This is a genomic window from Streptomyces sp. NBC_00154, from assembly GCF_026342835.1.
Classification (GTDB): domain Bacteria; phylum Actinomycetota; class Actinomycetes; order Streptomycetales; family Streptomycetaceae; genus Streptomyces.
Window position 1 is genome coordinate 5722025 of the sequence record NZ_JAPEMI010000001.1, and the last position, 26187, is coordinate 5748211.

The window sequence follows — 26187 nt, forward strand, 5'->3', positions numbered from 1 at the left end:
GGGGCCCACTGCACCGGTTCGAGAGGTGGGGTACGGGAATATGGCAGTCGGCATGAGCAGGCCGCGCGAGTCGCGCATCGACCGCGCGGACAGCATCGCGACCGTCACCACTGTCGCGGACGCGGACGGAGCCATCGACCCCGACGACCTCCCCGACGGCCTCGTCGTCGCCGACGAGACGGGCCGGGTCATCTGCTTCAACTCCGCCGCCGCCCGGATCACCGCGGTCCCCCGGGCCGCCGCTCTCGGCCGCCCGCTGGAACACGCACTGCCGCTGGAGGACCTGAAGGGCCGCCGCTGGTGGGCGCTGACCGACCCGTACGGCGGCCTCGCCACCCGGGTCGGACAGCCCGAGCGGAACCTGCTGCTTCCCGGCGGCCGTGAGGTGCTGGTCTCCGCCCGGTACGTACGCGAGTGCCCCACCGGGCCCGTACGCAGGCTGGTGATCAGCCTGCGCGGCACCGAGGCCCGCCGCCGCACCGAGCGCAGCCACGCGGAACTGATCGCGACCGTCGCCCATGAGCTGCGCTCCCCGCTGACCTCGGTCAAGGGCTTCACGGCGACCCTGCTCGCCAAATGGGAGCGGTTCACCGACGACCAGAAGCGGCTGATGCTGGAGACCGTCGACGCCGATGCCAACCGCGTCACCCGGCTCATCGCCGAACTGCTCGACATCTCCCGGATCGACTCGGGGCGCCTGGAGCTGCGCCGCCAGCCGGTCGACCTCTCCGCCGCCGTCGAACGGCACATCCAGGCGCTCACCGCGACCGGTCTGGCGCCCGACCGGTTCCTCGTCCGCACCCGGCAGCCGCTGCCCGCCGTATGGGCCGACCCGGACAAGGTCGACCAGGTGCTGGGGAACCTGCTGGAAAACGCGGTGCGTCACGGCGAGGGAACCGTCACCATTGAGGTCGCACCCGCACCCGCGACCAGAGACGAGAAGGGAACGGCCGTCACCGTGAGCGACGAAGGCCCCGGCATCCCCGAGGAGTCGATGGGCCGTGTCTTCACCCGCTTCTGGCGCGGGAGCAAGCGTGGCGGGACGGGCCTGGGCCTCTACATCGTCAAGGGCATCGTGGAGGCGCACGGCGGCACGATCACGGTCGGCCGAGGGCCCGGCGGCGGTGCCGAGTTCCGATTTATTCTGCCCGTGGGGGCGCCGGCCTACCTGAAATAGGCGAGCTTGCGCAGCAATCAGGCAGGGTGGCGGTGGGCGACGGGAGGGCCTGAGCAGCCTGCGGGCTTCTTCGACCCCTCGTGGCCTTTAGACTCGACCTTTGGCACCTTTGTGTCCTCCAGTCGTCGAGCGAGGCCACGGGGGTCCGGGGGTATCCCCCGGTAAGAGCAGTATCAGCCAATCGGAAGCACGGGAAGAGATGTCGGCACCGAACAAGTCGTACGACCCAGTCGAGGTCGAGGCACTGAAACCGGAAGAGATCGAGCGCATGCGGGACGAGGCGTTCGCCGCCTTCGCCGCCGCGGGTGACCTCGACGCGCTCGCCCAGGCGAAGACCGCGCACACCGGTGGAACCTCGCCCCTGTCGCTCGCCAACCGGGAGATCGGCGCCCTGCCGCCGCAGGCCAAGGCCGAGGCGGGCAAGCGCGTGGGCCAGGCCCGCGGCGCCGTGAGCAAGGCCCTCGCCGGCCGTCAGGCGGAGCTGGAGGCCGAGCGGGACGCCCGTGTGCTGGTCGAGGAGGCGGTGGACGTCACGCTGCCGTACGACCGCACCCCGGCCGGCGCTCGCCACCCGCTGACGACCATCATGGAGCGTGTCGCGGACGTCTTCGTGGCCATGGGCTACGAGGTCGCCGAAGGCCCCGAGGTCGAGGCGGAGTGGTTCAACTTCGACGCGCTGAACTTCGTGCCCGACCACCCGGCCCGGCAGATGCAGGACACCTTCTTCGTCCAGGGCACCACGCCCGACGGGAAGCCGACCACGGGCGACGAGTCCGGCATCGTGCTGCGTACGCACACCTCGCCGGTCCAGGCCCGCACCCTGCTCGACCGTGAGCCGCCCGTCTACGTCGTCTGCCCCGGGCGGGTCTACCGCACCGACGAGCTCGACGCGACGCACACCCCGGTCTTCCACCAGATCGAGCTGCTGGCCGTCGACGAGGGCCTCACCATGGCGGACCTCAAGGGCACCCTCGACCACATGGTCCAGGCGCTCTTCGGCCCGGAGATGAAGACCCGGCTGCGGCCGAACTTCTTCCCGTTCACCGAGCCGTCGGCCGAGATGGACATGGTCTGCTACGTCTGCCGCGGCACGTCCGTCGGCAACCCGGACCGCCCCTGCCGCACCTGCGGCAGCGAGGGCTGGATCGAGCTCGGCGGCTGCGGCATGGTCAACCCCAAGGTGCTCATCGCCTGCGGCGTCGACCCCCAGAAGTACAGCGGATTCGCCTTCGGGTTCGGCATCGAACGGATGCTGATGTTCCGCCACAACGTCGAAGACATGCGAGACATGGTCGAGGGTGACGTCCGGTTCACCCGGCCGTTCGGGATGGAGATCTGATGCGCGTCCCGCTTTCCTGGCTGCGGGAGTACGTCGACCTGCCGGCGACCGAGACCGGCCGTGACGTACAGGCCAAGCTCGTCGCCGTCGGTCTGGAAGTCGAAACCGTCGAGCACATCGGCGCCGGCCTCAAGGGCCCCCTGGTCGTCGGACAGGTACTGACCATCGAGGAGCTGGAGGGCTTCAAGAAGCCCATCCGCTTCTGCACCGTCGACGTCGGCAACGCCAACGGCACCGGCGAGCCGCAGGAGATCGTCTGCGGAGCCCGTAACTTCGCCGTCGGCGACAAGGTCGTCGTGGTCCTCCCGGGCGCCGTGCTGCCCGGCGACTTCGCGATCGCCGCACGCAAGACGTACGGCCGGACCTCGCACGGCATGATCTGTTCCACCGACGAGCTCGGTATGGGCGACGACGGCACGCACGGCATCATCGTGCTGGCGCCGGAGCACGAGGTCGGCACCGACGCGATCGAGCTGCTCCAGCTCGTCGACGAGGTCCTCGACATCGCCGTCACCCCCGACCGCGGCTACTGCCTCTCCATGCGTGGTGTGGCCCGCGAGACCGCCACCGCGTACGGGCTGCCGCTGCGCGACCCGGCGCTCCTCGACGTGCCCGCGCCGAACGCGTTCGGCTACCCGGTGAAGGTGGCCGACCCGATCGGCTGCGACCGGTTCACCGCGCGCACCGTCGTCGGCCTGGATCCCGAGGCGCGTTCCCCGATCTGGATGCAGCGCCGGCTGCAGAAGGCCGGGATGCGCCCGATCTCGCTCACCGTCGACATCACCAACTACGTGATGCTGGAGCTCGGCCAGCCGCTGCACGCCTACGACCGCACCCGTATCGACGGGCCGATCGGGGTGCGCCGCGCCCAGCAGGGCGAGAAGCTCACCACGCTCGACGGGACGGTCCGCGTCCTGGACGCCGAGGACCTGGTCATCACCGACAACCGTGGGCCGATCGGTCTCGCGGGTGTCATGGGCGGCGCCAACACGGAGATCGCCGACGCCCAGAACGGTGAGAACAGCAGCACCGAGGTCGTCATCGAGGCCGCGCACTTCGACGCGATCTCGATCGCCCGGACCGCGCGCCGTCACAAGCTGTCCTCCGAGGCGTCCAAGCGCTTCGAGCGCGGCGCGGACCCGGAGGCCGCGGCCGCCGCCGCGCAGCGCACCGTCGACCTCCTGGTGCTCCTCGCGGGCGGTACCGCCGAGGCCGGTGTCACCGAGGTCACCGCCCCGTCCGCGCCCCGCACCATCGCGATGCCCGCGGACCACCCCGACCGGGTGGCCGGTGTCGGGTACGGCCGCGAGACCGTCGTACGCCGCCTCCAGCAGGTCGGCTGCGACGTCTACGGGCAGGACGAGCTCCTCGTCACGGTGCCGTCCTGGCGGCCCGACCTGAGCGAGCCGAACGACCTCGCCGAAGAGGTCATCCGGCTGGAGGGGTACGAGAACCTTCCGTCGACGCTGCCGAAGCCGCCGTCCGGGCGCGGGCTCACCGACCGCCAGCGGCTGCACCGCAGGGTCGGCCGGGCGCTCGCCGGAGCCGGCTACGTCGAGGCGCTGAACTACCCGTTCATCGGGGACGACGTCCTCGACCAGCTCGGGTTCGACGCCGACGACGCCCGCCGCCGTACGGTCAAGCTGGTCAACCCGCTCTCCGACGAGGAGCCGGCGCTGCGCACCACGCTGCTGCCGGGCCTCCTCGGCGCACTGCGGCGCAACGACGGCCGCGGCAGCCACGACCTGGCACTCTTCGAGACCGGTCTCGTCTTCAGGCCGACGGGCGACGAGACCCGGGCCGTACGCCTGCCCGTCGAACACCGGCCCGGCGACGAGCAGATCGCCGAACTGAACGCCGCGCTGCCGCGGCAGCCGCGCCGTGCCGCGGTCGTCCTCGCGGGCGCCCGCGAGCAGGCCGGCTGGTGGGGCAAGGGCCGCCCGGTGGACTGGGCGGACTCCATCGAGGCCGCTCGTGCCATCGCCCGCGAGGCGGGTGTCGAGCTCATCGTCCGGAACGACCAGCATGCGCCGTGGCACCCCGGCCGCTGCGCAGCACTGTTCGTCACGGCGAACGACGCGGAGGCCCTCGTCGGGCACGCCGGTGAGCTGCACCCGCGCGTCATCAAGGAGCTCCATCTGCCGGAGCGGACCTGCGCCATGGAGATCGACCTCGACCTCCTGGAACAGGCCGTCGACGGTGCGCTCCAGGCGCCGCGGATCTCCACCTTCCCGGTGGCGACCCAGGACGTCGCGCTGATCGTCGCGCAGGACGTGCCCGCCACCACGGTGGAGCAGGCGCTGCGTGCCGGCGCCGGTCAACTCCTCGAATCGCTGCGGCTGTTCGACGTCTTCACCGGTGAGCAGATCGGTGAGGGCAAGAAGTCGCTGGCGTACGCGCTGCGGTTCCGGGCGCCGGACCGCACGCTGACCGTCGACGAGGCCACGGCCGCCCGCGACGCGGCGGTCGCTCTGGCTGCCGAGCGGACCGGTGCGGTGCTGCGCGGAGCGTAGTAAGCGCACGGCCGCCGTCCAGCGGGTGCGCGCGCCCTCCGGGCGCGATCTCTCCATGGCCTTGACGGCATGGGAGCGAACCCTCGGCGGGCTTGAAGGCAGATGGTGAGGAGGGGGCGTATCCGGTGGCCGGATACGCCCCCTCCTCCTGTGCTCGCCGAACGGCGGGGGACCGCACGCGGGCCCCGTCCCGGCCCGGGGGAACCCGGTTCCGGTACGGCCCCGCAGCCACCCTCCGATCAGTGGGCAGTGGGTCGTGCGATCCGGCGCCGCCCGCGCTGCCACGGAGTGTCGGGCAGGTCGGCAGGGCGAACGGCGCGGGTGCGGGTCGTCGACTGTACGAGGGGGAGCAGACGACCCGGCCGCCTCTTGCGAGGCGACTGATTCAACCGATCAGCGCCCAGGCGCAACAGAGTGCGCAGCGGGACGGTTCGGGCATTCCGTTCACACCCCGTGTGAAACGTGCTCCACTGGGGCGACACGCCTCAAGGCGTGTCCGGCGGAGGAGGGGCAATGGAGCCCAACATTCTGCTCGAGGCCCTGATCGACGAGGCGGGCGTCTCCCGGGCGGGCCTCGCCGCGCACGTGAATCGGGCCGGGCGCGCCCGAGGGCTGTCCCTGCGGTACGAACACACCGCCGTGGCACGCTGGTTGAAGGGCCAGCGCCCGCGCGGTCAGGTGCCCGATCTGATCTGTGAGGTGCTCGGCGACCGGCTGCACCGGCCGGTTTCGCTCGACGACATCGGCATGGCGTGCCCCGGCGGCAGTGCACCCGGGCCGGCCTCCACGCTCACCGGGTTCGTCGAGCGGGCCACCGCGCTGTGGCGCTCCGACGAACAGCAGCGCCCGCACATCCTCGCCTCGGCGGCCGTCACCGGCACGACGGCGGTGATGCCGGTCTGGGAGTGGGAGAACCCGCCGGAGGACACCGATGTCTCCCGTGCCGGTACGACCCGGGTCTCCCCGGCCGACATAGCGATGCTGCGTGCGGCCCGTTCCCACTACGAACTGATGTACCGCAGGGCCGGTGGCATCGCGACCCGTTCCCGCATCGTCGGCTTCCTCAACGCCGAGACCGCCCCGCTGCTGCGCGGCGGCTACAGCGATGCGCTGGGCCGTCGGCTGCACCGGGCGACCGGCGGGCTGGTGGCCGTCGCGGGCATCTGCGCCTACGACTCCGACGCGCACGGTCTTGCCCAGCGCTACTTCCACCAGGCGTTGCGGCTGGCCAAGGCGAGCGGGGACCGGGGGCTCGGCGGATATGTGATCGCCCTGCTCGTCAACCAGTCGCTGTTCCTGACGGAGTACCGGCAGTCCGTCGCGTTCGCGGAGGCGGCGCTGCGGGCCGCGGGCCGGGACATCACACCCGCGCTGGCCGCCGATCTGTACGCGATGCAGGCCAAGGCGTACGCCCATCTCGGCGACGGTCACAATGCCCTGGAGTGCATCCGGCGCGCCGAGTCTGAGGCCGGACACATCCGTCCCGGGCACGAGCCCGACGAGACGGGGTACGTCGAGCCGGGCCTGGTCAATGTCCAGGTGGCCGAGGCGCTGCTCCGCCTCGGCGATCTGCCGGGGGCGCGGGAGCATGCGGCCGCGGCGGTACGGACCCCGGCGCACGACCGGGGCCGCGTGCACCGGCTCGCCATACTGACGCATATCGAGCTGCGGCAGGGGGAGGCGGACCGAGCGGCCGGCACGGCGGCCGAAATGGCGGAACGGGTCCGGGGGATGGAGTCGCAGCGGCTGCGGGACCGGCTGCGGGCGGTGCGAGAGGACCTGATCGCGAGCGGGTGCGCCGACGCGGAGCGGGCCGCCGAACTCATCGAAGGAGCGCTGCGCGTACCGCTCTGAACGTTCCCCTCCGGAGCTGTTCCTGCTGCGATGTTGCCACCAACATGTCGGAAGGTGGCAGAACTGTGCAGTGGACGAATCTGAACGAAGAAACGGTGTACGAAAACCGCTGGTTCCGCGTCAACCTGGCGGACGTCGCGCTCCCCGACGGCCGACACCTCGACCACTACCTTGTGCGGCTGCGCCCGGTCGCCGCGGCAACCGTCGTCAACGAGGCCAACGAGGTACTCCTGCTGTGGCGGCACCGGTTCATCACCGACAGCTGGGGGTGGGAACTGGCCGCGGGCGTCGTCGAGGACGGCGAGGACATCGCCGCCGCGGCCGCCCGGGAGATGGAGGAGGAGACCGGCTGGCGCCCCGGCCCGCTGCGGCCGCTGCTGACCGTGGAGGCGTCGAACGGCCTCACCGACGCCCGGCACCACCTCTACTGGGCCCAGGAAGCCAGCTGGACCGGACATCCGCAGGACGACTTCGAGTCGTCGCGGCGCGAGTGGATACCGCTCAAGCTGGTGCCCGACATGATCGCCCGGGGCGAGGTCCCGGCCGCCAACATGGTGGCCGGGCTGATGATGCTCCATCACTTACGGCTGGGGTGAGCCCGGACCACCGCCCGGTCGGGACCCGGGCTCCGTGACAGTCACGCACGCGGGGCCGGCCGGGGCATCCCCGGCCGGCCCCGCGCGGCCCCGATCAGCGGTCAGGAGTACGGGTAGAAGCCCGAGCCCGTCTTGCGGCCGAGCCGGCCCGCGTCCACCATCCGCAGGAGCAGCGGGGGAGCGGCGTACAGCGGCTCCTTGAACTCGGCGTACATCGAGTCGGCGACCGAGGCCACGGTGTCCAGACCGATCAGGTCGGAGAGCTTCAGCGGGCCCATCGGGTGGGCGCAGCCGAGCTCCATGCCGTTGTCGATGTCCTCGCGGCTGGCGATGCCCGACTCGAACATCCGGATCGCGGAGAGCAGATACGGGATCAGCAGCGCGTTGACGACGAAGCCGGAGCGGTCCTGGGCGCGGATCGGGTGCTTGTCGAGCACGTCCTGCACCAGGGCTTCGGCGCGCGTGACCGTCTCGTCGGACGTGGTCAGCGCGGGGATCAGCTCGACGAGCTTCTGCACCGGGGCCGGGTTGAAGAAGTGGATGCCGATGACCTGGTCCGGGCGCGAGGTCGCGACGGCCAGCTTCACCAGCGGGATGGACGAGGTGTTGGAGGCCAAGATCGCGTCCCGCCGGGTCACCACCTGGTCGAGCACCTGGAAGATCTCGGTCTTGACCTGCTCGTTCTCCACGACGGCCTCGATGACGAGATCGCGGTCCGCGAACTCGCCGAGGTCGGTGGTGAAGCTGAGGCGACCGAGTGTCTCGTCGCGCTCCGCCTCCGTGATCTTGCCGCGTTCGGCGGCCTTGGAGAGGGAGTTGTGGAGCCGGGTGCGACCGATCTCCAGCGCCTCGCCGGTGGTCTCGGCCACCTTGACCTCGAGGCCGCTGCGGGCGCACACCTCCGCGATGCCTGCGCCCATCTGGCCACAGCCCACCACTCCGACGCGTGCAATGTCGGCCATAGAGTCCGTCACCTCGTGCCTTTCGCTGATCTCCGTTCGGCGGACACCCGTCTGATTCCGGGCCCTGCCTCGACCCCCCGACGTTACTCCGCGACCTATGGACCATGACGGGCCGGGGCGGGCATGCTCAGCGTTGCGCCCGGATACCAGGGTGATGGATGAGGACACAGAGACGGCAGGTGGCAACGGAATGCGGCAAATCGCCCGAAGGGGCTTTGTGGCGGGTGCGGCCGGAGTGGTCGCGGGGGTAGTTGCAGGGACCGCGGGGGCGGGTGAGGCCGTCGCCGTACCGCAGACCGTTCCGAAGGCCCGGACAGGTGGGTCGTCCGGGCAGGAGCCCCGCTCCCGCTCCGTCGCCCGGCGTGAGCTGCGCGGCATGTGGGTCGCCACCGTCGCGAACATCGACTGGCCGTCGGCGCCCGGACTCACGGCGGCGGAGCAGCAGGCCGAGCTGATCGCCTACCTCGACGAGGCCGTTGACCGGCGGCTGAACGCCGTGATCCTCCAGGTCCGGCCGACCGCCGACGCGTTCTGGCCGTCACCCTACGAGCCGTGGGCCCAGTACCTCACCGGGGTACAGGGCCAGGACCCCGGCTGGGACCCGCTGGGCACGGCCGTGCGCGAGGCGCACCGGCGTGGCCTCGAACTGCACGCCTGGTTCAACCCGTACCGGGTCGCCAATCACACCGACCCCTCCCGGCTGATCCCCACCCACCCCGCACGGCTGCACCCCGACTGGGTCCTGCCGTACGGCGGGAAGCTCTACTACAACCCCGGACTGCCCGAGGTCCGCCGCTTCGTCCAGGACGCAATGCTCGACGCGGTCCGCCGCTACGACATCGACGCCGTCCACTGGGACGACTACTTCTACCCGTACCCGGTCGCCGGACAGGTCTTCGACGACGATGCCACGTATGCGAAATACGGTGCGAATTTCCCGGACAAGGCCGCCTGGCGCCGCGACAACACCGACAAGCTGGTGCGCGAGACGGCCGAGCGGATCAAGAAGATCAAGAAGAACGTCCAGTTCGGGATCAGCCCGTTCGGAGTCTGGCGCAACGCCGCGACCGACCCGCTCGGCTCGGACACCAAGGCGGGTGTGCAGACCTACGACGATCTGCACGCGGACACCCGCGGCTGGGTAAAGAAGGGCTGGATCGACTACATCTGCCCGCAGATCTACTGGAACATCGGCTTCGCCGCCGCCGACTACGCCAAGCTGCTGCCCTGGTGGGACGAGGTCGTACGGGGCACGGGCGTCGATCTCTTCGTCGGCGAGGCGCTCTACAAGGCCGGCGACCCGGCCCAGCCCGCGGCTTGGCAGGACCCGGCCGAACTCTCCCGCCATCTCGACTTCGCCGCCGACTACGACCAGGTCCGCGGCCATGTCTACTTCTCGGGGAAGGACGTCGTGACCGACCGGATCGGCACGATGGCGCAGGTCGTCGCCGACCACTATCGCCGCAGGGTGCGCCCTCCTCGCTGACCCGAGGGGAGCGCACCTTGCTGTGGTGCGGTCGGGGATGGTCCGCCCGGGGGCCCCTAGAGGGTCTCCGGGCCCCGGCGCCGGACCACGGTGTGCTGGACGACGGTGTCAGGACCTGGCGAAACCAGGTGTTCGTGTCCGTCGTCGGCGCGGACGCGGTACGGGGGAGCGCCCCCGTCACCGAGCACTTCGACGATCTCTGCGACCTTGTCAGGCTGGCCCACGGTCCTGCCGTGCGTCAGCAGCCGGTCGCCCGGGTGTGCCTCCATCGGGAGTGACCTCCTCACGGGTGGCGGTCCTTGTCGACAAGTCTATGACCGGACGCCCGTGCGCACCGGACGGACTACCGCCTGGCCCCCGACCGCTGGGTGGCCGCGATGCAGACGAGCACGGCCACCGCCGCCACCGGCGCGGCCGCCGAGACCTCCTCGCCGAGCAGCAGGAACGACCACACCAGGGTCAGCAGCGGCTGCGCGAGCTGAAGCTGACTGGCCCGCGGAACACCGATCGCCGCCATGCCGCGGTACCAGACGTACAGGCCGACGAAGGTCGAACCCACCGCCACCCACACCAGGCCGATGACCCCGTGTGCGGTCAGCCGCACAGGCTCGAAGGAGAGCGCGACCGCCGCGCCCGCCACCATCAGCGGCGCCGCGAGGACCAGCGCCCAGCCGATCACCTGCCACCCCGGCATCACCCCCGCCAGCCTGCCGCCCTCCGTGTACCCCGCCGCGCAGACCAGCAGCGCGCCGAACAGATACAGATCGCCCGCGGACAGTGCGCCGCCGCTCTGCTGCACGGTGAAGACAATGACCACGGCCGCCCCGGCCAGCGCTGCGATCCAGAACGTACGCGGCGGGCGTGTCCCGGTCCGCAGCGACGAGAGCACCGCCGTGGTCAGCGGCAGCAGCCCCACGACGACCGCCGCGTGCGACGAGGTGGAGGTCTGCAGGGCCAGCGTCGTCAGCAGCGGGAAGCCGATCACCACACCGCCCGCGACGACCGCGAGCCCGCTCCAGTGGCGCCGGTCCGGTACCGGGACCCGCCCCGCGAGCAGCACCCCGCCCGCGATCAGCGCGGCGAGCAGGCTGCGCAGGGTCACCAGCGACCAGGGGCCGAAGCTCTCCAGCCCCCAGACGGTGGACGGAAACGTCAGCGAGAAGGCGACCACGCCGAGTCCGGCGAGAAGAGTGCCGCTCCTGCCCGCCTGAGGGGCAACCGCTATCGAGGTGGATCGGGTAGCGCTATCCTGTGCTGTCATGCAAGAGCGTAGCAGTGTCGCCGCATTGGCCACTTCCCTCCGGGATGAACTGAACCGCTACTCACCAGGCGGGAAGCTGCCGTCGAGTCGGGTCCTCGTGGAGCGCTTCCGGGTCAGCCCCGTGACCGTCTCCCGGGCCATCGCGCAGCTCGCCGCCGAGGGGCTCGTCGTCACCCGCCCCGGCTCCGGCGCCTTCCGGGCGCAGCCCCGTACCGACGCGTCCCCGCCCGGCGACACCTCCTGGCAGGAGATCTCCCTCAGCGGCGACGGCGGCCCCGAGGTCGTGCCGCGAACCGTCGACGCGTCCGGTGTCCTGGTCACACTCGTCGCACCGCCGCCCGGCGTCATCGAACTGAACGGCGGCTACCTCCACGCCTCGCTCCAGCCCGAGCGGGCACTCGCCGCCGCCCTCGCCCGGGCCGGCCGCCGCCCCGGCGCCTGGGGCCGTCCGCCCACCGACGGTCTCACCGAACTGCGCGCCTGGTTCGCCCGCGAGATCGGGCCCTCGCTCACCGCCGCCGACGTACTGATCACCGCGGGCGGCCAGAGCGCCCTGGCCACCGCGCTGCGCGCGCTCGCCCCGCCCGGCGCCCCCGTCCTGGTCGAATCGCCCACCTACCCGGGCATGCTGGCGGCCGCCCGCGCCACCGGACTGCGGCCGGTCCCGGTACCGGTCGACGCCGACGGGGTGCGACCCGAACTGCTCGCCGCAGCCTTCCGGGCCACCGGCGCGCGCGTCTTCGTCTGCCAGCCGCTCTTCCAGAACCCGACCGGTGCGGTCCTCGCCCCGGACCGGCGCGGCGAGGTCGTCCGGATCGCCCGCGAGGCGGGGGCCTTCGTCATCGAGGACGACTTCGCCCGCCGGCTCGTCCACGACGACGCGGGTCCCTTGCCGGCGCCGCTGGCCGCCGACGACCCCGACGGCGTCGTCGTGCACGTCTGCTCCCTCACCAAGATCACCTCACCCAGCCTGCGGGTGGGTGCGCTGGCCGCCCGCGGACCGGTACTGGAACGGCTGCGTGCCCTCCAGGTCGTCGACAACTTCTTCGTCCCCCGCCCGCTCCAGGAAGCCGCCCTGGAACTGGTCGGCTCCCCGGCCTGGGGTCACCATCTGCGGTCCGTATCGACGGAGTTGAAGAACCGGCGGACCGCCATGACGGTCGCGCTGCGACTGGAACTGCCCGACTTCTCGCTCCCGTACATCCCCTCGGGCGGCGGCAGTCTCTGGCTGCGGCTGCCGGACGCCGCAACCAGCGCGGACGAAGCGGCGCTCGTCTCGGCCGCGCTGCGCACGGGTGTCGCGATCGCGCCGGGCCGCCCCTACTACTGCGCCGAACCTCCGTCCGCCCAGGTGCGGTTGAGCTTCGCCACGGTCGCCGGAGCGGGCGAGATCGCCGAGGGCGTGCGGCGGCTGCGCGCCGCCTGCGACAAACTCTTCGCCGCCCCCGGCGCGCACCACCTATCCTCCGGACATGACTGACAGCCCCCAGCAGCGTTACGAGATCTCGTCCGATCCGGCCCGGCTGGACCCGGCCCGGATCCACCACTGGCTCTCCACCGACGCCTACTGGGCCCTCGGTCGTACCCGCGAGAAGCAGGACCTGGCCATCGCCGGATCGCTCAACTTCGTTGCGTACGACACCACTTCGGGGGAGCAGGTCGGCTACGCCCGGGTGGTGACGGACCATGCCACCTTCGCCTGGCTCTGTGATGTGTACGTCGAGCGGTCGGCCCGCGGTCACGGTCTCGGCACCCGGCTCGCCGCCGCCGTGCGCGACCACCTCGCCCCGACCGGCATCCGCAGGCTCACGCTCGCCACCGACGACGCCCACGGGGTCTACGAGAAGGTCGGCTTCAAGCCGCTGAGGAACCCCGAGAAGTGGATGTACCTCCGGCTCGACGTCGTCGGATCCGTCTGACAAGGCGCCCCCTTGACCTGGGCGGCGTTCCGCTCCACGATCTCCGCCATGAGTGTTCGAGTCTCGCTCGTCGCCGCGGCGCGCAGCTCCTCACTGCTCGCCGAGCGCTTCGACGACGACCGGCCGCTCGACCAGGCCGGCTGGCACGAGGTGCAGCTCGCCGCGCAGGCCCTGGTGCCTCTGGGCGCCGCCGAACTGCGCTACTGCTCACCGACGGCACGCAGCCGCGCCACCGGCGAGGCGCTCGGCTACGCCCCGATGGCCCAACCGGCCCTGCGCGACTGCGACATGGGCCGCTGGCGCGGCTTGACCCTCTCCGATGTGGCAGCCCGCGAACCGGCCGCGGTCGACGCCTGGCTCGCCGACCCGCGCTCGGCACCGCACGGCGGCGAACCTCTGCTCGCGTTCATCACACGGATAGGGGGCTGGCTGGACACCCGCCCCGCCTGCGAGGGTTCGATCGTCGCCGTCGCGGAGCCGGCCGTCGTCCGGGCCGCCCTCGTCTACGCGCTGGGGGCGCCGCCCTCGACGTACTGGAACGTCGACGTCCGCCCGCTCTCCACCATCACGCTCACCGGACTGCCGGGCCGCTGGAGCCTGCGCCTCGAAGCAGGCCCCCACTGACCCGATGAACCGTCCCCCGGCGGGTGCGCGGCATCTTCCCGCCGGTCCGACCAGTCGGTATGTTGCCCATCGACCCTGCACCACCAGGCATGCCCAGGCGAGGGAGACCACCGTGCCGCAGATTCATGGCCACTGCGACGACCGATTCTCAGGCGTGCGCGCCGCATTCGAAGCGAATTTCCGGGAGCGCGACGAACTCGGCGCGGCCGTCACGGTCCTGGTCGGCGGGGAACCCGTGGCCGACCTCTGGGGCGGCTGGGCCGACGAGGCCCGTACCCGTCCCTGGGAACGGGAGACCCTGGTCAACGTCTGGTCCACCAGCAAGGGCCCGACCGCGCTCTGCGCCCACATCCTCGCCGACCGGGGGCTGCTCGACTTCGACGCCCCCGTCGCCACGTACTGGCCGGAATTCGCCGCGGCCGGCAAGGAAGCCGTGCTCGTACGCCATCTGCTCTCGCACCGCTCGGGTGTGGCCGGGCTGCGCGAACCGCACAGTCTGGCCGAGCTGTACGACTGGGAGGTGACCACCACCCGGCTGGCGGCGACCGAGCCCTGGTGGGAGCCCGGAACCCGATCGGGATACCACGCGCTCTCGTACGGCTTCCTGGTCGGTGAGGTCATCCGCCGGATCACCGGACTGCTGCCGGGCGAGTTTCTCCGGCAGGAGGTCACCGGACCGCTCGGCATCGACTTCACCATCGGCCTTCCCGAGAAGGAGGCGGACCGCGTCGCGGAGCTCGTCGTGCCGAAGTCCGCCGCGGGCGAGCAGGCGGCGCTGTTCGCCCGGATGGCACCGGTGGCCGTCGCTTCGCTGCTCAACCCGCCCACCGGCGCGCCCGCGGCCAACACACCCGAGTGGCGGGCTGCCGAGATCCCCGCGGCCAACGGCCACGGCACCGCCCGCGCCGTCGCCGCGCTGTACGGGATCTTCGCCGGCCGGGGCCGGCTCGGCGACCGGCGGATCCTCTCCGAGGAGGCCGTCGAGCGCGCCCGTGAGGGTCAGGGCAGCTGTCGGGACCTGGTGCTCGGCATCGGCTTCGACCACGACACGGAGATCGCCCTCGGCCTGTGGCTGAGCGGCCCACAGGGTTCGTACGGCCCCAACCCGCGCGCCTTCGGCCACGACGGTGCGGGCGGCTCCTGCGGTCTCGCCGACCCGGAGGCGGGCGTCGCTCTGGGGTACGTCATGAACCGGATGGGCCCGCGCATCGCCGACGACCCGCGCAAGATGGCGCTGATCGAGGCGGTGTACGAGGCGCTGTGACGCGTCGGCCGGGCCGGTTCCCCGGCCCGGCCGCGAGGTCGGTTCACAGGTGTCGGGCACCCGCCCCTCGGCGTCGGCCACAGGGAGACGTGTGCCGCGGCTCCGGTGCGTGTGTCCGTATGTGGTGCGGGGTGCGGTTCAGGCGAGCTGGGTGGGCTCGTCCCGCAGTCCGGCCCCGGTCTGCTCCCGGATCTCCTGGTCGTCCGCGTGACCGTGCACCGACACGGCCAGATCACTGGTGGCGCGGACCACTTCCTCCGGCTCACCGGAGAGGGCAAGGGTGCATTTCGTCTCGCTGGGGTACTCCCGGCAGTCGGTGACCTTCTGCATGAGGCACCTCCTTGCTCCCTTCCACTCTATTGCGACCATTCGTGCCGGGTCAGTCCTCCTGGCGTGCGCGGGCGACGGCGAGCGTGACGGCCTCGGCGATGCCGGTCTCCGCGGTCGCCTTGTCGATGCCCAGTCCGCTCAGCGCGCCCGAGCCGTCCTCGTGCTCCAGCAGGGCGAGGAGGATGTGCTCCGTGCCCACGTAGTTGTGGCCCATCCGCAGGGCCTCCCGGAACGTCAGCTCCAGCACCTTGCGGGCCCCCGCGTCGTACGGGATGAGCTCCGGGAGCTCGTCGGCCGCAGGCGGCAGCGCCTCGGTCGCGGCCTGGCGGACGGAGTCCGGCGCGATGCCCTGTGCCTTGATGAATGCCGCGGCGAGCCCGTCCGGCTCGCTGAGCAGCCCGAGTGCCAGATGCTCGGGCAGGATCTCGTCGTTGCCCGCGGCGCGGGCCTCGTTCTGTGCGGCCATCACGACGTTCCGCGCCCGCGGGGTGAACCGGCTGAACCCCTGACCGGGGTCGAGGTCCGACGGTTCGCCGGGGGCCTTGGCGACGAAGCGCTTCTGGGCCGCCTGCCGGGTCACCCCCATGCTCTTGCCGATCTCCGTCCAGGAGGCTCCGGAGCGCCGGGCCTGGTCGACGAAGTGGCCGATCAGATGGTCGGCCACGTCACCGAGGTGGTCGGCGGCGATGACCGCGTCCGAGAGCTGCTCGAGAGCGTCGGAGTGGACATTCTTGATGGCCTCGATGAGGTCGTCGAGCCGGACCGGGTTCGTCATGCGTACGGGATTCGTCATGCGTCAACCGTAGGTTGACAGCCATGCATTGTCAACCTTCGGTTGACAATGCATGGAAGGGGGCGTGCGCAGACGCGCAGAGCGCGCCGGTCCGGCAGGTGGCCGGTCCGACGCGCTCGGGTGCGGTTCGCGCTAGGGGGCGGTGTCGCGTCCTGAGGGGGCCAGGGGGAGTGGTCCGTCCCGGCCAGGCGCCTCAGGTGCGCCCGCGAGTCCCTCGTACGGTCAGAGAACGCCGCAGTCGGCGATGGTGACCTTCGCCCGGGTCTTGCCGCTCTGCGAGCCGTAGCTCTCGATCTTCTTGACCAGGTCCATGCTCTCCTGGCCGTCGACCTCGCCGAACACGACGTGCTTGCCGTCCAGCCACGACGTCACGATCGTGGTGATGAAGAACTGCGAGCCGTTGCTGTTCGGGCCCGCGTTCGCCATCGAGAGCAGGCCGGGCTTGCTGTGCGTGAGCTTGAAGTTCTCGTCGGCGAACTTCTCGCCGTAGATGCTCTTGCCGCCGCGGCCGTCGCCGCTGGTGAAGTCGCCGCCCTGGAGCATGAAGTCGGGGATGACCCGGTGGAAGGAGGAGCCCTTGTAGCCGAAGCCCTTCTCGCCGGTCGCCAGCGCGCGGAAGTTCTCCGCAGTCTTCGGGACCACGTCGTCGAACAGGTTGAACGTGATCCGCCCGGCGGGCTCGTCATTGATGGTGATGTCGAAAAAAACCTTGGTCGTCATGGTTCCATCCTGACATCCGGGCTGTCGGTCACCACCGCACGGGGTGGTTCGAGGGCCCGATCGCCCGGGGGCGACCAGGTGGACCGGGAGTGGGACCCATGTGGGCGCAGGCGACAGAATGAGCTGACGCTGGATCAGAAAAGGTTGAGCGGCGCCCCTTTGCCCTCGCTCCGGATCACAGTCCACACTGATGTGTCGCGCACGGCCACCGCTCCCCCTCGCGCATCCCACCGCGGACGCGGCCGGCATGTGCACACCCAGCCCCGCGAGACGGTGCCCCACCCCGGCTCCACGTCACCGGTCAAGGACGCCCATGCGACGTTCCACCCTCATCACCCGGGCCCTCGGCAGCACCGCTCTGGTCTGCGCCGGCGTAGCCCTGTCCCTGGTCTTCGTGCGCTACGACGCCCCCGCCCCGCGCTGGGACATGGTCGGCGCACTCGGAGCGGCCGCCGTCACCGCCGGAGCCTGGGCGCTCGCCTGCCGTACGGCGCCGCCGCTCGGCGCCGCGCCGTCCGTCGCGGGAGAGCGGCCGCCGCTGCCGCACCGGCTCCCGCTGCCCGCCCGTGACGTGGGCCGGGCGACCGGAACCGTCCTTCTTGTCCTGACCCCGCTCGTCCTGACCCGGCTGGCCGCCGGTTCGGGTGGGGTGCTCTCAGGTTTGCTGATCATCCTGGTCTTCGTCGTGACGGTGAAAGTCCTCCTCTTCGCTCGCGGCAGGGCCGGCCAGGGCGTGGCGCGCAGCAAGTTCCGCGTACTGGCGGACGACGCCACGCGGGGCGAGCTCCACGCCGTACGTGTCCGGGTCGGCGAACCCGTCCGGATGCGCTACCTCCAGCGTGGCGGCAAGCCGGGCGAACTCGACGTCACCCAGTTCCACTGGCTCGTCCTCCAGGACGGCGAACGTGTGATCAGGCTCGGCGGTGACCCCGAGGAGGTGGGCCGGGCGGCCCTGCGCCTCGGCGGTCAGGAAGGCTGGCTCTGCTGGCCGCAGCGGTGGAAGCTGATCGAGGCGGAGCTGCCCGCGGCATTCGTCTCCGACGGCGGTGAGGTGCTCATGGGGCTCACGGATCCGGACGAGGCGCGCCCGTACCTGACCGGAACCCGCCCCCCGTCGTCCGACCGCGCGGTCCGGCGCCTGCCCCGCACCGCCAAGTTCGCCGCACCTGTGCACACCCGGATACTCGGCGGCGCCCTGCTCGCCGCCCTGCTCATCGCCCCCGTCCTCTACATCGGCCCCGACCGGCTGCCGGCCCTGCTCGACTGGCTCCTGTGCGTCTCGGCGGCGGCGACCCTGGTCGTCCTCGCGCTGCGCGGTATGGGAGAGGCGACCCGGTCGCTGCCCGAAGGTCCGGCCTGGACGGTGGAGGAGGAGTCGGACCCGTCGATCGCGTGACGCCGGTGGGGTGCGACCGAGCGCCGCACCCGACCTGCGCGGCCGAGTGCGGTGCTCGGTTTCCGCAACGCCACACCCCGCAGGTCTTCGGTTCGTCCTCGGCCGGCCGGCGCAGGTGCGGCGGCCTGTGCCTCGGGCCGGCTGACGGCGCCGGGCGGCCCGGCGGGACCGCAGTGCGCCGTCCGCGCCGGAAGGGCCGACTGGCACGCTCGGATTCAGCGGCGCGGCCTGTTCTTCGTTGGAGTCTTTGCATAAAACTGCAGCGATGCGTATAGTCATGCCATCGACGAGGAGGATTTCGATGCCGGTACGTGCAGCGGTAGCAGGAGCAAGCGGATACGCCGGCGGGGAGCTGCTCCGTCTGCTGCTGGTACATCCCGACGTCGAGATCGGTGTCCTCACCGCCAACACCAACGCGGGGCAGAAGCTCGCCGCCCTGCAGCCCCATCTGCGGCCGCTCGCCGACCGGGTGCTGCAGCCGACCACCGCCGAGGTCCTCGCCGGACACGACGTCGTCTTTCTCGCCCTGCCGCACGGGCAGTCCGCCGCCGTCGCGCAGCAGCTCGGTGACGAGGTGCTCGTCGTCGACATGGGCGCCGACTTCCGGCTGACGGACGCCGCCGACTGGGAGAAGTTCTACGGGTCGCCGCACGCGGGGACCTGGCCCTATGGTCTGCCCGAACTGCCCGGTGCCCGCGCCGCGCTGGCCGGGTCCAAGCGGATCGCGGTGCCCGGCTGCTACCCGACGGCCGTCTCCCTCGCGCTCTTCCCGGCGTACGCGGCCCAGCTCGCCGAGCCCGAGGCCGTGATCGTCGCCGCGTCCGGTACCTCCGGAGCGGGCAAGGCGGCCAAGCCGCATCTGCTCGGTTCCGAGGTGATGGGCAACATGTCCCCGTACGGCGTCGGCGGCGTCCACCGGCACACCCCGGAGATGGTCCAGAACCTCAGCACCGCAGCCGGTGAGCCGGTCACGGTCTCCTTCACGCCGACCCTCGCGCCGATGCCCCGCGGCATCCTCGCCACGTGCAGCGCAAAGGCGAAGCCGGGGGTGAGTGCCGAGTCGGTTCGTACCGCGTACGAGAAGGCGTTCGCCGAGGAACCGTTCGTCGATCTGCTCCCCGAGGGGGAGTGGCCCGCCACAGCGTCCGTCTACGGTTCCAACGCTGTACAGATCCAGGTCGCCCACGACGAGGCGGCAGGCCGGATCATCGTCATCAGCGCCATCGACAACCTTGCCAAGGGAACTGCCGGCGGCGCTCTGCAGAGCATGAACATCGCCCTCGGACTTCCCGAGGACACTGGTCTTTCCACGATCGGAGTGGCACCGTGAGCGTCACGGCAGCACAGGGGTTCTCGGCGGCGGGTATCGCCGCGGGGATCAAGGAGAGCGGCAACCCGGATCTGGCCCTCGTGGTCAACAACGGGCCGCGCCGCGCCGCCGCGGGAGTCTTCACCTCCAACCGCGTGAAGGCCGCCCCCGTTCTCTGGTCGGAGCAGGTCCTCAAGGGCGGCGAAGTCACTGCCGTCGTTCTCAACTCCGGTGGCGCCAACGCCTGTACAGGCCCGCAGGGCTTCCAGGACACCCACGCCACCGCCGAGAAGGCGGCCGAGGTCCTGGTCGGCCACAGCGCCGGTGAGATCGCCGTCGCCTCGACCGGGCTGATCGGCACGCTGCTCCCGATGGACAAGCTGCTGCCCGGCATCGAGACCGCCGCCGCGGCGCTGAGCGAGCACGGCGGCGAGAAGGCCGCCATCGCGATCAAGACCACGGACACCGTCCACAAGACCGCCGTCGCGGGCGGCAAGGGCTGGACCGTCGGCGGGATGGCCAAGGGCGCGGGCATGCTCGCGCCGGGACTTGCCACCATGCTGGTCGTCCTCACCACCGACGCCGATGTGGACGCGGCCGGTCTCGACTCCGCGCTCCGCGCCGCCACCCGCACCACCTTCGACCGGGTCGACTCCGACGGCTGCATGTCGACCAACGACACCGTGCTGCTGCTGGCCTCCGGTGCGAGCGGTATCACCCCGGAACAGGGCGAGTTCGCGGAGGCCGTACGGACCGTCTGCGCCGACCTGGCCCGGCAGCTGATCGGTGACGCCGAGGGTGCCTCGAAGGACATCCGGATCGAGGTCATCAACGCCGCGACCGAGGACGACGCCGTCGAGGTGGGCCGCTCCATCGCGCGTAACAACCTCCTCAAGTGCGCCATCCACGGCGAGGACCCCAACTGGGGCCGGGTCCTCTCCGCGATCGGCACGACGAAGGCGGCCTTCGAGCCCGACCAGTTGAATGTCGCCATCAACGGCGTCTGGGTGTGCAAGAACGGCGGCGTCGGCGAGGACCGCGACCTCGTCGACATGCGCTACCGGGAGGTCGAGATCACCGCCGACCTGGCCGCCGGAACCGAGTCCGCAGTCATCTGGGCCAACGACCTCACCGCGGACTACGTCCACGAGAACAGCGCGTACAGCTCATGAGTGCGGCGCGGAAACACACCGCACTCCCGAAGGCGGAGATCCTCATCGAGGCCCTGCCCTGGCTGACCCGGCACAACGGCAAGACCGTCGTCATCAAGTTCGGCGGCAACGCCATGATCGACGAGGAGCTGAAGGCGGCCTTCGCCCAGGACGTCGTCTTCCTGCGGCAGGCCGGCCTCAAGCCCGTTGTCGTGCACGGCGGTGGCCCGCAGATCAGTGCCCAGCTCGACAAGCAGGGCCTGGTCAGCGAGTTCAAGGCCGGGCTGCGCGTCACCACGCCCGAGGCCATGGACGTCGTACGGATGGTGCTGGCCGGACAGGTCCAGCGCGAGCTCGTCGGCCTGCTCAACCAGCACGGCCCGCTCGCCGTCGGCATGACCGGCGAGGACGCCCACACCATCACCGCCACCCGGCACCGCCCCACCATCGACGGTGAACTCGTCGACATCGGCCGGGTCGGCGAGATCACCGCGATCGACACCGGGGCCATCCAGGCGCTGCTCGACGACGGCCGGATCCCGGTCGTCTCCTCCATCGCGCGCTCCGCCGACGACAACCACGTCTACAACGTCAACGCCGACACCGCGGCCGCCGCACTCGCCGCCGCGCTGAACGCCGAGACGCTGATGGTCCTCACCGACGTCGAGGGCCTCTACGAGGACTGGCCCAACAGCGACGACGTGATCAGCAGGCTCACCGCGACCGAGCTGGAGAAGCTGCTGCCGGAGCTGTCCAGCGGCATGGTCCCGAAGATGCAGGGCTGCCTGCACGCCGTACGCAACGGTGTCGAGACCGCCCGTGTCATCGACGGCCGGGTCCAGCACTCGATCCTGCTGGAAATCTTCACCGACGAAGGCATCGGCACGATGGTCGTGCCCGACGCAGCCGACGTACCCGACGCACAGGGGGAAGCATGACCAATGCCGAGCTTTCGCAGCGCTGGCAGGGCTCGCTCATGGACAACTACGGCACCCCGCAGCTCTCCCTGGTCCGCGGCGACGGTGCCCGTGTGTGGGACGCCGACGGCACCGAGTACCTCGACTTCGTCGGCGGCATCGCGGTGAACGCGCTGGGCCACGCCCACCCCGCGGTCGTCGAGGCCGTCTCCACTCAGATCGCCTCGCTGGGCCATGTCTCCAACCTCTTCATCGCCGAACCGCCCGTCGCGCTCGCCGAACGGCTCCTCCAGCTCTTCGGCCGCACCGGCCGCGTCTACTTCTCCAACTCGGGCGCCGAGGCCAACGAGGCGGCCTTCAAGATCGGCCGGCTCACCGGGCGGACCCACATGGTCGCCACCGACGGCGGCTTCCACGGCCGGACGATGGGCGCGCTCGCCCTCACCGGCCAGCCGAAGAAGCGGGACCCCTTCCTTCCGGTGCCCGGTGACGTCACACATGTGCCGTACGGCGATGCCGACGCCCTGCGGGCCGCGGTGACCACCGACACCGCGCTGGTGATCATCGAGCCCATCCAGGGCGAGAACGGTGTGGTCGTCCCGCCCATGGGCTATCTGGAGGCCGCCCGGGAGATCACCCGGGCCACCGGCACCCTGCTCGTCCTCGACGAGGTGCAGACCGGTATCGGCCGGTGCGGCCAGTGGTTCGAGCACCAGGCCCACCAGGGCGTCGAGCCCGACATCGTCACCCTCGCCAAGGGGCTCGGCGGCGGGCTGCCGATCGGCGCCACCGTCGCCTTCGGCGCGACGGCCGACCTGCTCAAGCCCGGCCAGCACGGCACGACGTTCGGCGGCAATCCGATCGCCTGCGCCGCCGGTCTCGCCGTTCTGGACACGCTCGCCGCCGACGGCGCCCTGGACCGGGTGAAGCGGCTCGGCGAGAGGATCCGGGACGGTGTCGAAGCCCTGGGGCACCCATTGGTCTCCCACGTCCGTGGCTCCGGTCTGTTGCTGGGTATCGTGCTCACCGAGCCCCTTGCGCCGCAGGTGCAACAGGCGGCTCAGGGAGCCGGACTCCTGGTGAACGTGCCCGCCCCCGATGTCGTACGGCTCATGCCGCCGCTGATCATCGGGGACGCAGAGGTGGATGCGTTCCTGGCGGCACTGCCCGGCGCTCTCGACGCGGCACACGGGGACGGACAATTCGGAGAGAAGCGCTCCGGAGAATGAGGCGACGACGATGACCGAGGCGCAGGAATCCGAGTTCGGCGGGCCGTCCGTGCCGCAGACCCGCACGGCACGCCACCGCCGGATCGTGGACATCCTGAACCGGCTGCCGGTGCGCTCGCAGAGCCAGCTGGCGAAGCTCCTGGCCGACGACGGACTGAGCGTCACCCAGGCGACGCTCTCCCGCGATCTGGACGAACTGGGCGCGGTGAAGATCCGCAACACCGGCGGCGAGCTGATCTACGCCGTGCCGAGCGAGGGCGGCTTCCGCACCCCGCAGGCACCCCTCGGCGAGTCCGCCAAGGAGGAGCGGATGCGGCGCCTCTCCTCCGAACTGCTCATCTCGGCGGAGGCCTCGGCCAACCTCGTGGTGCTGCGTACGCCTCCGGGCGCGGCCCAGTTCCTGGCCTCGGCCATCGACCAGGCGGAGCTGCACGACGTCCTCGGTACCATCGCGGGCGACGACACGCTGATGCTGATCAGCCGCGACCCGGCGGGCGGTCAGGCGCTCGCCGACCACATGCTGCGGCTGGCGCAGAACGGTCGCTGAGCGACCCGGAGCGACGGGTCAGTAGCGGGTGATCGCGGTCGTACCCGAGTGGGTCCCGATCGCGATGTGCGGACGGCGGTCCGGGTCCGCCCAGGCCAGGATCCGGTCCATCGAGGGCGCCGGTACGGAGACACAGCCGGCGGTCGCGCCGCTCCCGTTCACATGCAGGAAGATCCCCGCACCCCGCCCGCGCACCGGCCGGTCGTAGTTGAACCCGATGACCAGTGCGCGGGCGTACTGCTCCGGGTACGCGACCAGATGCTCGGCCTCGTCGGCCCCGCAGTCCGCGGGCAGCGGCTCCACCCAGCGGTTGTAGGCGCGCGCCGCGTTGTCCTGGCACCACCACGACCGGTCGCCCGCCCTGCGGTACGGATAGTGGGTCCCGGCCGGGGCCGCTTCGACGCCGAAGGCGTACGGCAGGTCGTACAGACCGGTGGGCGTGGTGTTCGTGCCCTGGACCCGCTTGTCCCCCTCGGCCAGCCCCTTCGCCCCGAACCGGGCCGGCGCGGACCCGGCCCGTACCCACTTCCCCGACTGCAGGTCCCACCAGCTGACGGTACCCATGGTGGATCCCGTGCCGGGTGCCTCGGCCGTGATCAGCTGCGAGCCGCCGCCCGTGTCGGCCAGCCGCTCCGGGAGCGGCGCCGTATCGGCGGGGCCGGCTGCCGAAGAACCCACGAGGGCGAGCAGAACCGACCCGGTCACCAGAGATGTGCGCATGGACCGGACGGTAGACCCGACGGCGCCGGCCCACCGCCGCACGTACTCCGTGCGGCCCAGCGGCTCAGTCCGCCGTGGGCATCACGGGCAGCGGGAGCGGCAGTCCGGGCAGCCCGTCGATGCTCGTCGCGATGTGCTCCTTCTTGCCGAAGTACTCGCTGAGCGAGGTGTCGTCCTCGCGCGCGAAGCGCTGGGCGTGCAGCGGCCGGTCCTCCTCGTAGGACATGTACGGCACCGCGAATCCGCAGGTGTCCCGGATCAGCTCGGCCGTCACCACGATGATCGCGCGCAGCCCGTGCGGCTCCGGGTCGACGGGAAAACGGCCGAGCAGCCCCGGGAACCGCGGATCGTCACGGAAGACCGGCTCGCCTCGGCCGTGCACCCGCACGATGTTCGGCGGCCCCTGGAAGGCACACCACATCAGGGTGATGCGACCGTTCTCACGGAGATGAGCCACGGTCTCCGCGTTGCTCCCGGCGAAGTCCAGATAGGCGACGGTCCGCTCGTCGAGGACCACGAAGGAGCCGCTGACACCTTTCGGGGAGAGGTTGACCGTGCCGTCACCGCCCAGTGGGGCGGTCGCGGTGAAGAAGATGTGCTGCTCCTCGATGAAGGTCCTGAGCCGTCCGTCGATACGTGCGTACGTCTTTCCCATGAGGCGATTATCGGCGCCGATGCGGCGTCCGGCAGGGGCATTTCAGCCGGCGGGACGCCGCTGCCGGACCGTCGCGCGGACGTGGGCTCGCAGCAGCCGCTCCGCCGCCACACGCAGCGCACGCGGCCGGTTCGCCCCGGTCCTGACGAGCAGCCACTCGTGCGGTATCCGGTCGGCGTCCGGCAGCAGAGCCTGCGTCACCGCCCGGACGACGGCGGGTGACGGATCGTCGAGGAGGGGCAGCAGCTGTTCGTGCCGCACGGCGTCGAGCGCGCGCAGGCCGGTGACGGCGTGGACGCGGACTGCTGGCACAGGCACAGGGTGCGTCACCAGGGACCACAACGCCGGGGCGTCCTCCCTGGTGCCGCACTCGCCGAGCCCGGCCGGGGCCGCGGGGCAGGCGGCCGGGTCGGCGCACATCGACCGGTAGAGGGGGAGCGGATCGATGCCACCCTGCCGCAGTACGTAGCGGGCACAGGCCCGTACGACCCCGGACCGGTCGGCGAGGAACGCCGCGGCCTCGCCCTGCCGCCCGGCCCGCCGCAGCGCGGTGACACCGGCGGCCCGTACCTGGGACGACCGCGCGGACAGCAGCGAGCCCAGCACCTCGTCGTACGCCCCGTCCCGCACCCCCGCGATCGCAGCCTCCGCACACAGCGTCTGGATGCGCACATCGTCCGAGGCGGCGGCTGCGGTGCGGGCCAGCGTCGCGGGGGCCAGGAGACCGCGATCGACCGCGATGCGGTACACGAACCGGCGTGTGGCCCGGTCCTCGCTGGTGAGCAGCGCCACGACGTCCTCGGCGGGCCCTTCGCGCAACGCACGGTCCAGCCGTTCGCGGGCGAAGTCACCCTGCTCGCGCCTGGACAGCCGCAGCGCCAGCGCGGTCAGCGGCGGCAGCTCCCGGCCGGGAATCTCCGAGAACAGTGCCCGAGCCCGGTCGCGCACCGGGCCGGCCCAGTCCGCGCAGCGCACGACCAGCAGCGGACGCAGAGCCGGCGAGCGGGGGACCCACTCGAGTGCCGCCTTCCGGATCCGGCCGTCCGGATGGCACAGCGCGACGGCGAGCAACGGCTCGTCCGGAGGTGTCCTGGACCAATTCACCGAGGGCAGCGGAGCGTCCCAGCTCCAGCTCAGTCTCCGGCCGCCGGCCCAGTCGTGCGACGGGAGCAGCCCGGGCGCCTCGTACGAGAGGATCCGTACCCCGAGATCGAGGGCCGTCCAGGCTTCGGCCGACGAGGTGTCCAGTGCTTCCCGGAGCGGTATGCCCCGGGCCAGCCGTTCAGCGGACTCGTAGTCGCTGCTCATCATGCGCCCCCACCAGGTATGCAGAGGCCGATCGTAGGGGGCCGCACGGTGTCCGGGCCCGGCATTTATGGTCCGGGCTCGCACGTTCGGGTGAGCCGGTGATCAGTAGCTTTGACA

At 71.4% G+C, this 26187-nt stretch carries 25 protein-coding genes; 16 read left to right on the forward strand and 9 right to left on the reverse strand.

The annotated features are described in order from the left end of the window. Nucleotides 1-40 precede the first annotated feature (40 nt). From OHA03_RS25640 to OHA03_RS25660, 5 genes are all read left to right on the forward strand, one after another. Entirely contained in the window at nt 41-1177 is a 1137-nt protein-coding gene (locus OHA03_RS25640; protein ID WP_267006121.1) for an ATP-binding protein, read from the forward strand. A 199-nt stretch (nt 1178-1376) separates the two neighbouring features. Continuing rightward, nucleotides 1377-2516 (forward strand): phenylalanine--tRNA ligase subunit alpha, encoded by a 1140-nt coding sequence (gene pheS / locus OHA03_RS25645; RefSeq protein WP_267006122.1) that lies wholly within the window; start codon nt 1377-1379, stop codon nt 2514-2516. Then, nucleotides 2516-5029 carry a phenylalanine--tRNA ligase subunit beta gene (pheT, locus tag OHA03_RS25650; RefSeq protein WP_267006123.1) on the forward strand — a complete coding sequence of 838 codons (2514 nt, stop codon included), beginning with the start codon at nt 2516-2518 and terminating at the stop codon, nt 5027-5029. Before pheS ends, pheT begins: the two co-directional genes overlap by 1 nt. 513 nt (nt 5030-5542) lie before the next feature. Beyond that, on the forward strand, nt 5543-6883 hold the full coding sequence (locus tag OHA03_RS25655; protein WP_267006124.1) for a transcriptional regulator: 1341 nt from the start codon (nt 5543-5545) through the stop codon (nt 6881-6883). Nucleotides 6884-6948: 65 nt separating this feature from the next. Beyond that, entirely contained in the window at nt 6949-7479 is a 531-nt protein-coding gene (locus tag OHA03_RS25660; protein WP_267006125.1) for an NUDIX domain-containing protein, read from the forward strand. Nucleotides 7480-7580: 101 nt separating this feature from the next. On the opposite strand, the gene OHA03_RS25665 is transcribed toward OHA03_RS25660, so the two are convergent. Next, nucleotides 7581-8441, reverse strand: a complete 861-nt coding sequence (locus OHA03_RS25665) for a 3-hydroxybutyryl-CoA dehydrogenase (RefSeq protein WP_267006126.1) — start codon at nt 8439-8441, stop codon at nt 7581-7583. 190 nt (nt 8442-8631) lie between these two features. Between OHA03_RS25665 and OHA03_RS25670 the strand changes: the two genes are divergently transcribed. Continuing rightward, entirely contained in the window at nt 8632-9927 is a 1296-nt protein-coding gene (locus OHA03_RS25670; protein WP_267006127.1) for a glycoside hydrolase family 10 protein, read from the forward strand. A gap of 56 nt (nt 9928-9983) precedes the next feature. Here the strand turns inward: OHA03_RS25670 and OHA03_RS25675 are convergent, their stop codons facing one another. Both OHA03_RS25675 and OHA03_RS25680 read right to left on the reverse strand, forming a co-directional pair. Beyond that, complete coding sequence (locus OHA03_RS25675; protein ID WP_267006128.1) at nt 9984-10196, reverse strand: DUF1918 domain-containing protein; 213 nt, start codon at nt 10194-10196, stop codon at nt 9984-9986. A gap of 74 nt (nt 10197-10270) precedes the next feature. Further along, a complete protein-coding gene (locus tag OHA03_RS25680) occupies nt 10271-11188 on the reverse strand; it encodes a DMT family transporter (RefSeq protein ID WP_267006129.1) in 918 nt (305 codons plus the stop codon). Here OHA03_RS25680 and OHA03_RS25685 point away from each other — a divergent pair. The 4 genes from OHA03_RS25685 (at nt 11187) to OHA03_RS25700 (ending at nt 14995) form a co-directional block, all read left to right on the forward strand. Beyond that, nucleotides 11187-12668, forward strand: a complete 1482-nt coding sequence (locus tag OHA03_RS25685) for a PLP-dependent aminotransferase family protein (protein WP_267006130.1) — start codon at nt 11187-11189, stop codon at nt 12666-12668. The genes OHA03_RS25680 and OHA03_RS25685 overlap by 2 nt on opposite strands. Further along, entirely contained in the window at nt 12661-13107 is a 447-nt protein-coding gene (locus OHA03_RS25690; protein ID WP_267006131.1) for a GNAT family N-acetyltransferase, read from the forward strand. Before OHA03_RS25685 ends, OHA03_RS25690 begins: the two co-directional genes overlap by 8 nt. Nucleotides 13108-13155: 48 nt before the next feature. Beyond that, the gene (locus OHA03_RS25695) at nt 13156-13731 is read left to right on the forward strand and encodes a histidine phosphatase family protein (RefSeq protein WP_267006132.1); all 576 of its coding nucleotides are present in this window, start codon (nt 13156-13158) and stop codon (nt 13729-13731) included. A gap of 112 nt (nt 13732-13843) precedes the next feature. Further along, nucleotides 13844-14995 (forward strand): serine hydrolase, encoded by a 1152-nt coding sequence (locus OHA03_RS25700; RefSeq protein ID WP_267006133.1) that lies wholly within the window; start codon nt 13844-13846, stop codon nt 14993-14995. 138 nt (nt 14996-15133) lie between these two features. Here the strand turns inward: OHA03_RS25700 and OHA03_RS25705 are convergent, their stop codons facing one another. The 3 genes from OHA03_RS25705 to OHA03_RS25715 all read right to left on the reverse strand — a co-directional run bounded on the left by OHA03_RS25705 (nt 15134) and on the right by OHA03_RS25715 (nt 16838). Further along, nucleotides 15134-15325, reverse strand: coding sequence for a DUF1059 domain-containing protein (locus OHA03_RS25705; RefSeq protein ID WP_267006134.1), 192 nt, complete (start codon nt 15323-15325; stop codon nt 15134-15136). A 49-nt stretch (nt 15326-15374) separates the two neighbouring features. Next, nucleotides 15375-16118 (reverse strand): Clp protease N-terminal domain-containing protein, encoded by a 744-nt coding sequence (locus OHA03_RS25710; protein WP_267006135.1) that lies wholly within the window; start codon nt 16116-16118, stop codon nt 15375-15377. 222 nt (nt 16119-16340) lie between these two features. Then, nucleotides 16341-16838: a peptidylprolyl isomerase gene (locus OHA03_RS25715; protein ID WP_267006136.1), complete on the reverse strand. Its 498-nt coding sequence runs from the start codon at nt 16836-16838 to the stop codon at nt 16341-16343. Between the two features lie 313 nt (nt 16839-17151). Here OHA03_RS25715 and OHA03_RS25720 point away from each other — a divergent pair, with 313 nt between their 5' ends. The 6 genes from OHA03_RS25720 to OHA03_RS25745 all read left to right on the forward strand — a co-directional run bounded on the left by OHA03_RS25720 (nt 17152) and on the right by OHA03_RS25745 (nt 23387). Continuing rightward, complete coding sequence (locus OHA03_RS25720) at nt 17152-18234, forward strand: hypothetical protein (protein WP_267006137.1); 1083 nt, start codon at nt 17152-17154, stop codon at nt 18232-18234. A gap of 301 nt (nt 18235-18535) precedes the next feature. Next, nucleotides 18536-19564 (forward strand): N-acetyl-gamma-glutamyl-phosphate reductase, encoded by a 1029-nt coding sequence (argC, locus tag OHA03_RS25725; protein ID WP_267006138.1) that lies wholly within the window; start codon nt 18536-18538, stop codon nt 19562-19564. After that, nucleotides 19561-20715 (forward strand): bifunctional glutamate N-acetyltransferase/amino-acid acetyltransferase ArgJ, encoded by a 1155-nt coding sequence (gene argJ, locus OHA03_RS25730; protein ID WP_267006139.1) that lies wholly within the window; start codon nt 19561-19563, stop codon nt 20713-20715. The genes argC and argJ overlap by 4 nt, the downstream gene beginning before the upstream one ends. Next, complete coding sequence (gene argB / locus OHA03_RS25735) at nt 20712-21632, forward strand: acetylglutamate kinase (RefSeq protein WP_030968605.1); 921 nt, start codon at nt 20712-20714, stop codon at nt 21630-21632. The genes argJ and argB overlap by 4 nt, the downstream gene beginning before the upstream one ends. Then, nucleotides 21629-22840, forward strand: coding sequence for an acetylornithine transaminase (locus OHA03_RS25740; protein ID WP_267006140.1), 1212 nt, complete (start codon nt 21629-21631; stop codon nt 22838-22840). The genes argB and OHA03_RS25740 overlap by 4 nt, the downstream gene beginning before the upstream one ends. Before the next feature lie 10 nt (nt 22841-22850). Next, nucleotides 22851-23387 carry an arginine repressor gene (locus OHA03_RS25745; protein WP_267006141.1) on the forward strand — a complete coding sequence of 179 codons (537 nt, stop codon included), beginning with the start codon at nt 22851-22853 and terminating at the stop codon, nt 23385-23387. An 18-nt stretch (nt 23388-23405) separates the two neighbouring features. Here the strand turns inward: OHA03_RS25745 and OHA03_RS25750 are convergent, their stop codons facing one another. The 3 genes from OHA03_RS25750 to OHA03_RS25760 all read right to left on the reverse strand — a co-directional run bounded on the left by OHA03_RS25750 (nt 23406) and on the right by OHA03_RS25760 (nt 26073). Beyond that, nucleotides 23406-24107, reverse strand: a complete 702-nt coding sequence (locus tag OHA03_RS25750; protein WP_267006142.1) for a L,D-transpeptidase — start codon at nt 24105-24107, stop codon at nt 23406-23408. 64 nt (nt 24108-24171) lie between these two features. After that, a complete protein-coding gene (locus OHA03_RS25755; protein WP_267006143.1) occupies nt 24172-24762 on the reverse strand; it encodes a pyridoxamine 5'-phosphate oxidase family protein in 591 nt (196 codons plus the stop codon). A 42-nt stretch (nt 24763-24804) separates the two neighbouring features. Further along, a complete protein-coding gene (locus tag OHA03_RS25760) occupies nt 24805-26073 on the reverse strand; it encodes a hypothetical protein (protein ID WP_323181249.1) in 1269 nt (422 codons plus the stop codon). Nucleotides 26074-26187 lie beyond the last annotated feature (114 nt).